At 42.7% G+C, this 12,131-nt stretch carries 12 protein-coding genes, 2 tRNA genes, 1 rRNA gene and 1 riboswitch; of the genes, 1 reads left to right on the top strand and 14 read right to left on the bottom strand.

Annotated features, from left to right (window positions below):
- The 13 genes from G585_RS0108495 to G585_RS0108555 form a co-directional block, all read right to left on the bottom strand.
- Window positions 1–219 (bottom strand): 16S ribosomal RNA (locus G585_RS0108495); the annotation flags it as partial.
- A gap of 159 nt (window positions 220–378) precedes the next feature.
- Window positions 379–467 (bottom strand) — tRNA-Ser (locus G585_RS0108500).
- 59 nt (window positions 468–526) lie between these two features.
- Window positions 527–612, bottom strand: a tRNA-Ser gene (locus G585_RS0108505).
- A 127-nt stretch (window positions 613–739) separates the two neighbouring features.
- A complete protein-coding gene (locus G585_RS17625) occupies window positions 740–1,246 on the bottom strand; it encodes an acyltransferase (RefSeq protein WP_051142976.1) in 507 nt (168 codons plus the stop codon).
- Between the two features lie 11 nt (window positions 1,247–1,257).
- On the bottom strand, window positions 1,258–2,355 hold the full coding sequence (locus tag G585_RS0108515) for a glycosyltransferase family 4 protein (protein WP_022774346.1): 1,098 nt from the start codon (window positions 2,353–2,355) through the stop codon (window positions 1,258–1,260).
- A 29-nt stretch (window positions 2,356–2,384) separates the two neighbouring features.
- The gene (gene ispD, locus G585_RS0108520) at window positions 2,385–3,092 is read right to left on the bottom strand and encodes a 2-C-methyl-D-erythritol 4-phosphate cytidylyltransferase (protein WP_022774347.1); all 708 of its coding nucleotides are present in this window, start codon (window positions 3,090–3,092) and stop codon (window positions 2,385–2,387) included.
- Between the two features lie 88 nt (window positions 3,093–3,180).
- Window positions 3,181–4,269 carry a tRNA (adenosine(37)-N6)-threonylcarbamoyltransferase complex transferase subunit TsaD gene (gene tsaD, locus G585_RS0108525; RefSeq protein ID WP_051142980.1) on the bottom strand — a complete coding sequence of 363 codons (1,089 nt, stop codon included), beginning with the start codon at window positions 4,267–4,269 and terminating at the stop codon, window positions 3,181–3,183.
- A gap of 56 nt (window positions 4,270–4,325) precedes the next feature.
- Window positions 4,326–5,216, bottom strand: a complete 891-nt coding sequence (locus G585_RS0108530) for a ChbG/HpnK family deacetylase (protein WP_022774350.1) — start codon at window positions 5,214–5,216, stop codon at window positions 4,326–4,328.
- Between the two features lie 19 nt (window positions 5,217–5,235).
- Window positions 5,236–5,802, bottom strand: a complete 567-nt coding sequence (locus G585_RS0108535) for a DUF6715 family protein (protein WP_022774351.1) — start codon at window positions 5,800–5,802, stop codon at window positions 5,236–5,238.
- A 25-nt stretch (window positions 5,803–5,827) separates the two neighbouring features.
- A complete protein-coding gene (locus tag G585_RS0108540; protein WP_022774353.1) occupies window positions 5,828–6,748 on the bottom strand; it encodes a ribonuclease Z in 921 nt (306 codons plus the stop codon).
- 3 nt (window positions 6,749–6,751) lie between these two features.
- Window positions 6,752–7,963, bottom strand: a complete 1,212-nt coding sequence (locus G585_RS0108545) for a bifunctional tRNA (adenosine(37)-N6)-threonylcarbamoyltransferase complex dimerization subunit type 1 TsaB/ribosomal protein alanine acetyltransferase RimI (RefSeq protein ID WP_022774354.1) — start codon at window positions 7,961–7,963, stop codon at window positions 6,752–6,754.
- A gap of 13 nt (window positions 7,964–7,976) precedes the next feature.
- Complete coding sequence (tsaE, locus tag G585_RS0108550) at window positions 7,977–8,414, bottom strand: tRNA (adenosine(37)-N6)-threonylcarbamoyltransferase complex ATPase subunit type 1 TsaE (RefSeq protein ID WP_022774355.1); 438 nt, start codon at window positions 8,412–8,414, stop codon at window positions 7,977–7,979.
- A 117-nt stretch (window positions 8,415–8,531) separates the two neighbouring features.
- The gene (locus G585_RS0108555) at window positions 8,532–9,314 is read right to left on the bottom strand and encodes an ECF transporter S component (RefSeq protein ID WP_022774357.1); all 783 of its coding nucleotides are present in this window, start codon (window positions 9,312–9,314) and stop codon (window positions 8,532–8,534) included.
- Between the two features lie 119 nt (window positions 9,315–9,433).
- Window positions 9,434–9,561, bottom strand: a riboswitch (FMN riboswitch).
- 144 nt (window positions 9,562–9,705) lie between these two features.
- Between G585_RS0108555 and G585_RS0108560 the strand changes: the two genes are divergently transcribed.
- Window positions 9,706–10,797 carry an HD-GYP domain-containing protein gene (locus G585_RS0108560; protein WP_022774358.1) on the top strand — a complete coding sequence of 364 codons (1,092 nt, stop codon included), beginning with the start codon at window positions 9,706–9,708 and terminating at the stop codon, window positions 10,795–10,797.
- Between the two features lie 35 nt (window positions 10,798–10,832).
- Here the strand turns inward: G585_RS0108560 and G585_RS0108565 are convergent, their stop codons facing one another.
- Window positions 10,833–12,122 (bottom strand): UDP-N-acetylglucosamine 1-carboxyvinyltransferase, encoded by a 1,290-nt coding sequence (locus G585_RS0108565; RefSeq protein ID WP_022774359.1) that lies wholly within the window; start codon window positions 12,120–12,122, stop codon window positions 10,833–10,835.
- Window positions 12,123–12,131 lie beyond the last annotated feature (9 nt).

Below are 12,131 nucleotides of genomic sequence, written 5' to 3' on the forward strand. Positions count from 1 at the left end.
CTGTGTCATGCGACACTGTGCGCTTATGCGGTATTAACAGTCGTTTCCAGCTGTTATCCCCCAGTATGAGGCAGGTTGCCCACGCGTTACTCACCCGTCCGCCACTAAGAATATACAATCATCTGCCGAAGCTTCTGAAGCGTATATTCTCCGTTCGACTTGCATGTGTTAGGCACGCCGCCAGCGTTCATCCTGAGCCAGGATCGAACTCTCACGTTTAAAAGTTTGATCAGGCTAGAACTTAAGCTTGGCTTTTGTTCTGTCCGTTATTTACTAAATCTTTGTTCTGAATAAATTCTCTTGGAATTTTTCAGGGTTGCATTACTGTTTATTTGTCAAGGTGCTGTAATTATGAGCCTTACTAGTTGCATAAGGCAACGCAGAAGGAGGGATTTGAACCCTCGCGCCGCTATTAACGACCTGCACCCTTTCCAGGGGTGTCTCTTCAACCACTTGAGTACTTCTGCAAAATAGTTGATTAACAATAATTATTTGATTATTGTAAAGCAGCGTGTTCATAATTAAGCGGAGCGAAAGGGATTCGAACCCTTGTGGCGTTGCCGCCAAACGGTTTTCAAGACCGCCTCGTTATGACCGCTTCGATATCGCTCCGAATATTTATTGTTTCTGCGGAAGTTCTTTCGTTCTCGCCGCAGCGCAAGAATTATATTAACAAAGGGCGACCCTTATGTCAAGCGTAATTTGAAACTTTTTTTAAAAAATTTCTACGCGTGCATTTTTATACTCTTTTCTGTATAACTTTGCCGCCTTCGGGAATGACGCCTTTAACTACTGAACCTGCGCCAATTACTGCGTTTGGACCGATTTTTGTTCCGCGCAGTATTGTCACATTTGCTCCTATCCATGTTCCCTGTCCAATTTCGATTTTTGAGCTTATAAATTCCTTCTCACCATCATTTTTGAAGTTATGATCATGGTCTACTATCACAACATTATTTCCTATTTTGCAATTATCACCAATAATAATCTGTTCCGTAGCTGTAATACATGTGCCGGTGTTAAAGAAGCAATGGTCACCAATTATCAGTTCTCCGCCATCAGCCACCAGATAGAGATTTCCCCTGTTCTGATTAAAGCTGCCAAGTTTTACCCTGCCACTACCATGTATTTCTACATGAAGCTTGTCAAATGTCTGTATCATCCCCGCAGAGAATCTGGACATATACCTGATCTTCTTTATTCCAACCACAACAAAATTCTTTAAATACAATACAGGTGATCGCATATTTTCCCTCTTTACTTAATCACAGAATCATATACATCGAACAGCTTTTTAAGATGCGCAGAAAAACTATATCTCTCCTGGGCAACTTTATAGCTTTCCATAGATGTATCTATATATTTTTCTTTATCAGATAAAAGTTTTTTTATGCCTCCGGCTATTCCCTTCACATCACCGGGGTCACAGATATATCCGCTCTTCCCCTCTGTCACAAGCTGAGGAATTCCTCCCACATTGGTCGATACTATAGGAAGCCCGTAAGCCATCGCATCAAGAATAGACATTGGAAGTCCCTCATCATAAGAAGGCAGCATAAACACAGCTGATTCTTTCAGATAGTTATCCTTATCTCCGTCTCTTACCCACCCTGGGAAATGAACTTTCTCTTTAGGTGCGACTTTGTATACAGCTTCTTTTATCTCATTTACATCAGATTCTGCGCCGTTTCCGCACAAGGCAAAAGAAACATCGCCGTTTTCTTTTATGGTTTCGTCTATTATACCTGCAAAATCATATCCACCTTTTCTTTTTCCTATCTCACCAAGAAAAAGAACCTGTTTCTTCTCAAAACGCTTTGAAAACAGGTCTTTTACGAAATCCTCATCCTGTGGTTTACAGTAGTTTTCAATGACTGCCAATTTGTCCTCAGGGACAATAGCGCTCATTGTTGCCTTCCACTCATCTGACAGAACTATGACTTTATCAAAATCGTTATACACTTTCCGTATACGTTTTTTCTTTTTGTCTGAAGCATTTACATAAAAGGTGTTGAAATCCGCACCGTGACAGTGATCCACAACAGGAATATTCCTGCGCTTTGCCATATATAAAAAAGGCTGCATCCTGTAAAAACTCGGCCCAAAAGATGAATGAATATGAACCAGTTCCGGCTTAAAGGCCCTAAGCTCTTTGTGGAACTGCGCAAACGCTTTTAAAGCTTTGACTGCTTTCTTAAATTTGCTGCCATCACAATATGACTGGACATAGCACAGTTCGTAGCGATTCTCTATCTCGCTTCCATAATAGCCATTGGTAACTGCAGCTATTCCGCCCATTACATCCGGCTGCTGCACTATCATACAAACTCTTGGCTTTCTATTACTTTTTTCCATTAACCCTCACCCAACTAAAACTATAACTCTCACCTGTTCTTTAAAATCGCCTCTGCGGCTGGAATATCCTCAGGTGTAGTGATCTTTATATTGTTATAAGAGCCCTCAATGAGCTTAACTTTTTTATCTGAAAAATACTCAACTACCATGGCGTCGTCAGTGATGTTAACGCCCTTTGCCATGAGTTCTCCCTCCTCCCTGTCAAGTCTTTGGTAGAGGTCAACGATCATCTTATAGGAAAAGACCTGTGGAGTCTGGATCATCCATGTCTTTGCTCTGTCCGGAGTAGTCTGGGCAAAGCCGTTATCGTCGGCGATCTTTATGGTATCTTTTACGGGCATGCCCACTACGCAGGCACCATACTCCTTAACTCCATGAAGAGCGCGCAAAATAATGTCATTATCCACAAAAGGTCGTGCTCCATCGTGGATAAAAGCATAATCGCAATCCGGATCCGCTGCCTGAAGACCAAGTCGCACGCTGTGATAGCGGTACAGACCACCTTCAACAATGGCTTTAACCTTATCAAAACCGTACTTATTCACTATCTCATTTCTCACGTAATCAATATCACCGCGAGAAACCACCAAAACTATATCGTCTATAAGACTCTCTTCAAAAGCCTTTAAAGAGTAGTATATGAGCGGCTTTCCGCCAAGCTCCATGTACTGCTTTTTAACATCACTTTTCATCCTGCTGCCACTGCCCGCTGCCAGAACCACCGCTACTGTCTTCATTGTCATCTCCTCATGGATGAATTTACTGCATCATCTTTTAACAATACTGCTTTTACATATTTCATAAAAAACGTGGCAATACGCTACATTACTGCCTTCCGTGGAATCTTCGCTCGCGATCTCCAAGCGGAAGATTTGGAACTGCATTCATATCAAGTCCGAAGCGCACACCTTTTTTGTATTCATAGTAGGCTGCTGCCCCGATCATTGCTGCATTATCAGTGCAAAGAACCGGTGAAGGCCTGTAGAACTTTATATTTTCCCTGGCACATTCTTTTTCCATGAGCTCACGAAGCCCTGAATTGGACGCAACGCCTCCGGCAATTGCAAGCTTGTCATAGCCATATTCCTTGCAGGCCTTAATGGCGTGAGAAACCAAAACTTCAACCACAGCCTTTTGGAATGAAGCAGCAACATCAGCCTGGTCAAGCTCCTGGCCCTGCATCTTTGCCTGATTTATGTAATTTAGTACAGATGATTTTAATCCGCTAAAAGAAAAATCATATTCCGCGTCAGGGATCTGAGCCTGTGGGAATGTAAAGGCATCAGGATTTCCCTCTTTTGCCGCCTTGTCAATCTTGGGGCCGCCGGGATAGCCAAGTCCAATAGCCCTTGCCACTTTATCGAAAGCTTCTCCTGCTGCGTCGTCCCTGGTCTGACCGATGATCTCATACTCTCCATAATCCTTCACAACAACAAGGTGTGAATGGCCACCTGAAACCACAAGACACACAAAAGGAGGCTCAAGGTCTTTATTCTCAATAAAGTTGGCGCTGATATGTCCCTCTATGTGATGGACACCGATAAGTGGCTTTCCTGTGGCAAAAGAAATTGCCTTAGCCTCAGAAACACCCACCAAAAGAGCTCCTACAAGCCCCGGGCCGTAGGTAACTGCAATAGCGTCAATATCCTCTAAAGTCAGATTTGCCTCTGAAAGAGCAGCTCTTATGCAGCCGTTCATCTTTTCAACATGCTTTCTGGACGCAATCTCAGGAACAACGCCTCCATAAATAGTGTGAAGCGCAATCTGGGAAGAAATGATGTTAGAGAGAACCTCTCTGCCGTTTCTCACTACTGCTGCTGCAGTTTCATCACAGCTGCTCTCAATGGCAAGTATAGTCACATCGCCATCTTCCTTCGCAGCAGCCTCACTGTTTTTTCCTTCTTTTATTGACATAAAGATGACGCCGTCATCCTCGACATTTTTATTTATTTCCATATCTTTTTGTACCTTTATCTTTTAAGATTTCCACCAAATTTCTTCAGAGCTTCCGCTTCTTTGAACCTGTTCTGGCTTGTTAGGAAATTGTAATCGTCCTTGCTGGTAAGAAGAGCTATATCTGTTGAATTTGATACGTCTCCCGGGTGGAAAAGAATTTCCATACTGCTCTTTCCCCTGTCAGCAAGAATCTCTCCTGCAAAAGGAAGGCAGGCCTTTACATTGTCATAAAACATGTGCCCCGACATCATAACTCCCATAAAGAGCTTATCTTCTACCTTCAGGCTATCCAGTTCATTTCTGTATTTTCTCTGATTTCTCGCTGAAAGGAAATTCAGGATAAGCACCTTAAGTACATTTACAAAAGAGATACCGGTAAGCTTTGAGGCAGCTTTTTTATAAATTGATATTTCTTCCTTGGGAAATCTTATATATGAAACCTGAAGATTCTTGTCTTTTATCACATCCATAACAGCATCAAAAATGACGGGGATCATGTGGTAATGAACATGGCCGTCAATCCTGAAACCGTCATCATTCATGTAGGGTCTGCAAGCTTCAATCTGGGCCTCAACCTCTTTTTTCACCTGTTTAAAATACAAAAGTCGCAGTACAGGAACATAGCTCATTACAAGGAGCTTGATAAAACCAATATTGAAATTCCCATCAGGGCCAATAAGTCTTGATGCCTTGTCACCTGTAAGCGGTTTTCCCTCAACAAAATTAAGATGCACTGTCACAAAGAGATCTTTTCTGATGTCCTCTATGGCATCCATGCATTCCTTGAGATAGGGGCTGTTTGGCATGATGCTTATGCCGTTTAGAGCTCCGTTGTGGTAGCAATCTATAATATGACGACTCTGCTCCGGAAAAAGGCCATAGTCGTCCGCATGATACTCAACCAAAAATATATCCTCCTGAAACTTAATTCGCTTTTTGTGTCCACCCAAGGATCTTCCATTTGCCGGAATCATCCTGTCTTAAAATAAACATGTAGTAAAGACCCTGGCTTGCAGTGCCCTTTCTAAGATTAAGATAGCAGTCAACATTGCACATTTTCCTGCCTTCAACTGTTACAACCTCAGGTTCTCTGCTCTGCACCTGGTAAGTGGGGATTGAGTAATCCTCATCCCGCCTTGTCTTTACCTCATTTTTCATGGACTGATAGAAATTGGACTGATTTGCCAAAAGCTCATCATCCATTAACCCCGCCAAAACATCCAGCATCTTCTTCTGCTGATCGTCAGTATAGGTCTCCTTGTAGAGCACCTTCATTATATTGGCGTACATTTCCACAACCTTCCTGGGATTGGCAGGATAATCTTTTTCAAGATTGGTTGTTGTGATCTGATCAACCACCGTCAATGTATAGTTCTCTTCATTGGACGAACGTTGATTCCTGGTAAAAAGAAGAAAAAGTCCCAGTACAACAAGTGCGCCAAAAACTACCAGTAATACCGACTTGATCACTGCTGATTTTGTGTTTTCCATAGCCCCCTCGCTTTCTTAAGCTCTTTTATTCTTCAAACTTAAGTGTGACACTTCTGCCGTCTTTTGCTGCCACTACATTTTGGAAAATCTTTTTTGTTTCTGGTAAATACTCTGCCGGATTCACAAGTGACGGGCTGTAGTGAGTAAGCCACATCTCTTTTACTCCCGCTCTTGAGGCCATTTTAGCGGCTTCATAGAAGGTCATATGCTTGTACTCTTTGGCCTTTGCGATCTTATCAGGCTCTCCATACATTCCCTCGCATATGAAAAGATCTGAATCTTTCGCATTCTCCACGATACTGTCCGTAGGACGTGAATCCGTTGTATAAGTAAGTTTGAGTCCCTTTCTGGTCTCTCCAAGCACCATATCGGGAGTAAATACTCTGCCATCCTCAAGTTCAATGGTATTGCCCTTTTGAAGCTTGTTCCAGTACTGCCTGTCTATACCTGCTGCCGTGGCCGCTTCCACATTAAACTTCCCCTGTCGTTTAAGTTCCATCGTATATCCATAGCATGTAATATTATGATTAACCTTGAAGGCTTTTATCGTAAACTCAGGAAATTCCTCCAAAGAAAACTCTTTTTCATTCTCATTAAGCTCCATAAAGTTTATCTTAAAAGGCAGTTCCGGAGCGATCACTCGAAGTGAATTAACCACCTTTTCAAGTCCCTTTGGTCCTACCATTAGAAGAGGCTCCGTGCGCTCTGCATTTCCCATGGTCAAAAGAAGTCCCGGCAGGCCGCTGATATGGTCTGCATGGTAATGGGTAAAACAGATCACATCGATTGGTTTGGCGCTGACACCTTTCTTTTTCATGGCTATCTGTGTGGCCTCGCCGGCATCGATCAAAATACATTTTCCGTTATATCTCACAAGAAGTGAAGTGAGATAACGGTTTGGAAGGGGCATCATTCCGCCGGTTCCAAGTAAACAAACATCTATCATAGATTATTTCCTTTTCCAATAAATAACGGCATCCTCTTTGGGATCCTCGTAAAATCCGGGTCTTTTGCCCTCAGATACAAATCCAAGACGCTCGTAAAGACCTATGGCAGGGGCATTGCCTGCTCTTACTTCAAGAGTGTAGTCACCTATACCAAGTCCGCGGCCTCTTTCAAGGAGCTGCCTCATCATCTTATAGGCGACGCCCTCTCTTCTGGTGTCAGGCGATACTGACACATTGGTTATCTCGCCCTCTCCTGATATATTCTGAACTCCGCAAAGGCCCACGATCCTTCCGGCCTTTTCAGCAACAAGATAGATCGTATCGTCACGGGTCATGGCATCAAGAAGCTGCTTTTTAGTCCAGGCTTCTCTGCCAAGGTTCATCTCTTCAAGCTTATAGGCATCATCCACATCTTCAGGAGTCATTTCTCGTACTCTGATAATTCCGGGAGCCTTAGGAGTATTGTCCTTTTTAGGTGCTGCGCCACCATTTTCCTTGGCTTCGCGCTCAGCCTGGGACAGCCTTAAATAGTCAGGTGCAAACTCATCTGCCGTGGTAAATCTGTTTTCTGCAGCATAGACATTTGCAAGAGCACAAAGAGCTGCTGCATTCTGCCTGCTCTGGTGAAATGGCGCGATGGAATAAGGAACAGTCAAAAGCCCTTCAAGCTTATCCCTGTACACAGGAACTCCATCTCCCAAAAGAACTACAGGTTTCCCGATTTTATTAATCTCTTCGGCAATGTTTTCCACAGAGGTTGCAAACTGCTCGTGGATCACCTGCATATCAAAGGTCTGCTCGCGAACCTTCCCCTCCTGCCTGTTTGGCACGAAGGTGTAAAGACCCGTATATACCTGATTTCTTTTGGCGTCCATCATAGGACAGATGATCTTCTCAACACCATAGAGATTATAGGCAATGCCATCAACAGTTGGGATGGCTATTATAGGCTTGTCAAGTGCAAGAGCAAGTCCCTTGGCTGTTGCGCTTCCTATCCTGAGTCCGGTAAAAGAACCGGGCCCCTTGGCCACAGCTATGGCATCGATAGTTGAAAGGTCAAGATGAACCTTTCTGCAGATGTCATCAAGCATAGGCATAAGTATCTCTGAGTGTGTAGTTTTGTACTGAATAAGGAACTGTGAAAGAAGCATATCGCCGTCTGAAACAGCTACAGCCCCCACAAGTCCAGATGTATCAATTGCTAATATCTTCATTTATATCTCCGGATCATTTCTTTGTCATTGTAATAAGGCGATAATCAAAGCCTTTTTCAAGATTCTTTTCTATGACAATCTCTGTGTAGTGCTCAGGAAGAATCTCCTCAATAAGATTGGCCCACTCAACAAAACAGATTCCATCGCCATAAAAATAGTCCTCATAGCCGATCTCATCCATCTCGCTCACATCGCCAATCCTGTAAACATCAAAATGGTAAAAAGGAATCCTTCCCTCATCATAAACCTGAAGGATTGTAAAAGTAGGACTGCTGACAGGTCCTTTTATCCCAAGTCCTGCTGCGACTCCCTGAGTGAGCACAGTCTTGCCAACGCCCAGGTCACCGATCAGAGTATAGACCATTCCCGGTGTCGCATTCTCACCGATTCTTTTTCCTATTTCGAAGGTTTCTTTTGCACTATTTGTTTCAAGTCTGGTAACTATATCCATATAAAACCTCACAAATATCACATTCTAAATTATAGTATAGCATATAAGGCAAGGCGCAAAAAGAGTCGCACTTTTACATGCGACTCTTAAAACCCTCATATTAAACTGCAGCCACCATCACGCATCAGCTTCAGCTGTTTTCTTTTTAGCAACGAGCATTGGCTCTGCCTTTAAAATAGGACTAATCTGCTTGTAGATAAGGAATGTCACTGCACTGTGTACAATTCCCTTGATAAGGTTAAATGGTGCTACGCAGAACAGGCAGAATGTAAAGAGATTATCAACAAATGGATAGATCTCTGTTCCTGCTTTTAAAATGTTCTCCACACCGCCAAACATAAGGGCGTAAGCAGGAATCATAAAGAATGCGTTCAGTGATGCACCGATAAATGCGATGCAAAGTGTTGCGAGAATGCATCCGATAAGGGCTGTTTTCCTTGTTCTCTTAAATCTGTAAACGATTGAAGCCACCATTACAAAAGAAGCTCCGATCACGAAGTTAGCTATTTCTCCTACGAAAGCAGAAGTTGTTCCCTGAATGAGAACGTTAAGTGTAACCTTGATGAACTCCACCATAACTCCTGCAAATGGACCAGCTGCAAATCCAACTATAAGAGCCGGAATGTCGCTGAAGTCGAACTTGTAAAAGCTTGGTGCGATTGGAAGCGGAAACTCTATAAGCATCAGCACAAAAGATATTGCTGAGAAAACACCGATGATTGCCATCTTTCTGGGTGTTAAGATTCCCTCCGTCTTTCTTCCTTCTTTCAGATCCTTCTTTGCTGCAATCTTTTCAGCCAGATATGCAAGTGCAAAAGCCAGTACTATAAGAAGTACAAGGCCTATGAATCTGCCTGAATTCCCCGCAATGATCTGAAGTAAACTTTGTTCCTGTTTCATTTTTTCCTCCTTTTGTTCGGGGGAAGAGTCCTACACACGACCCTTAAGTTTGGTAAAAGAACTTTCGAAAAATAAAAAATCCCAAGTAAATATACTTGGGGTACGCAAACTAAAAATCGTGCATTCTTCTCTCATCCAGACTTTACTGTCGGTTTTGGAATCTCACCAAATCAGCCACCTATCAATAGATAAGCAGGTCGCGGACTATACCGCCGGTTGGGAATTACACCCTACCCCGAAGAACTATATTTTTTCTAAATCAAATACTATAATGGTTATAGACATATGTCAAGAGTGTTTGACAATTTAATTTTGCAAAATTATAATTTGACTGTACAAATTACCACTAAAAGTTATATGAACAAACGCACCCAGAGTCCATGAGGTAGCTATGAAAACAGTAGACAGAAAGAGCCTTAAGCCCGGAATGGTGCTGGCAAAAGATGTCCATGTAAATTCACAAAATGTTGTTCTTCTGAATAAAGGCGATGTCATAACCAGGAAAGATCTTGCAAAGCTTGCTTTTTATTCTATAGACAAAGTATGTATCGAAGATAAGATCATCGAAGAACCTCCTGTCGAATCAAATGACAATTCAGATGCTTTCCCTACCCGTTCAGAAAGGATAAAGGCTACACCTGAATTTCAGGAATTCAAAAAGAATTTCGAAGAGTGCGCAGACACTTTTGCAAATACTATAAATGACGTTATTCTCAAAAACAAAGAATTTAAGGTTGGGGAGCTTATGACCCCGATCTACAAACTCATTAAGAACAATCCAAATACCAACACAGTCTTTGATATGCTCCACAACTTAAGAGAGTATGACGATGCAACTTACACCCACTGCATCAATGTTGCTCTCATCTCCAACATCCTTGCAAAATGGCTGAAAATGGATGACACAGAGATAGAAACTGCAACCCAGTCAGGTCTTTTTCATGACATCGGCAAAATAATGATCCCTGAAAAGATCATTAAAAAGCCAGGAAAGCTCACTGATAAAGAATACGAGGAGATAAAAAAGCACCCCCAGATTGGCTATGACGTGCTAAAAGACAAGCCAATCGGCAATCACATAAAAAATGCTGCGCTTATGCACCATGAAAGATGCGATGGCACAGGTTATCCACAGGGGCTAAAGGCTCCACAGATCGACCGCTATGCCAAGCTCGTTTCCATCGCAGATGTATACGATGCCATGACCAGCGCCAGATACTACCGCGAACCCCTTTGCCCATTCACTGCAATTGAGCTTTTTGAAGAAAGCGGCTTCACAAAATATGATTCTGAAATGATCATGACTTTCTTAAAACATATTGTGGATACGTATATTTCAAGCACTGTAAAACTAAGCACCGGAGAAATAGGCGAGATCATCTTTGTAAATCAGGACAGTCTGTCAAAGCCAACTGTAAAAATAGGCGATGATTATATCGACCTTAGTAAGCGCCAGGGAGTCACCATTGAGAGAATTCTATAAAAAAAGGAAAGCTATCACAGCTTTCCTTTTTTATATCAAGCATTTTTCAATTTAAATTTCTGCATATCGTAGTCTGAATCAACTTTTTCAATATGTGCGCCGAGCTCGCGAAGCTTTTTATCGAAGTCCTCGTAGCCTCTTTCGATATACATGATATCCTCTACGGATGAGAATCCTTCGGCTGTGAGAGCTGCGATAACAAGAGCTGCTCCTGCTCTAAGGTCCGGTGCAGAAACTGTAGCCCCGGTGTACTTATCCACACCTTCGATAATAGCTGTACTTCCCTCAACCTTAATGCAGGCTCCCATTCTGGTGAGCTCATCCACATACTTAAATCTGTTCTCAAAAATACTCTCTGTTACGATACTGATACCGCTGGCAAGTCCAAGGGCAACCGTAATCTGTGGCTGCATGTCTGTTGGAAATCCAGGATAAGGAAGTGTCTTAACATGAGTGTTGGTAAGACGCTTTGTAGCTACTACTCTGACTGCATCATCTGACTCATGGATCTGGCATCCCATCTCTATGAGTTTTGCACTGATTGATTCCAAGTGTTTAGGAATAACATTTTTTATTGTGATATCACCCTTTGTAGCTGCCGCTGCCATCATGAAGGTTCCGGCCTCTATCTGATCAGGAATGATAGTGTACTCAGTACCATGAAGCTTCTCAACGCCCTTGATCCTGATAACATCAGTTCCAGCGCCCTTGATATTGGCACCCATGCTGTTAAGGAAGTTTGCAAAGTCTACTACGTGTGGCTCTTTTGCTGCATTCTCGATAATAGTCTTGCCCTCAGCCATTGCTGCTGCCATCATGATATTGATAGTAGCGCCAACGCTTACAACATCCAGGTAAATGTGACTGCCGATCAACTTATCTGCGTGAGCATCAATGATACCATGTTCAATGCTCACCTGTGCACCAAGAGCTGTAAAACCCTTGATATGCTGGTCAATAGGTCTAAGACCGATGTTACAGCCGCTTGGAAGTACAACTCCTGCCTTTTTATACTTTCCAAGGAAAGCACCAAGCAGATAGTAAGAAGCACGTATCTTTTTAATGTAGTCCTCTATAGTAAATGTGTGGATCTGTGAAGCATTAATTTTTACTGAATGTCTGCCGGTTCTCTCTACAAAAGCTCCGGTAGAGCTTATGGCCTGAAGCATCGCATTGGTATCTGACTCGTCAGGCATATTGTCTATATAGACAGTTTCGTCCGTCATTGTAGCTGCAGCCAAAATAGCCAACGCAGCGTTTTTAGCGCCACCTATTTCAACTTCACCTACAAGAGGAACTCCACCTTTTATTACATATTTTTCCATAGGAATCCC

The sequence above is a fragment of the Butyrivibrio sp. AE2015 genome, from assembly GCF_000420825.1.
Lineage (GTDB): Bacteria > Bacillota > Clostridia > Lachnospirales > Lachnospiraceae > Butyrivibrio.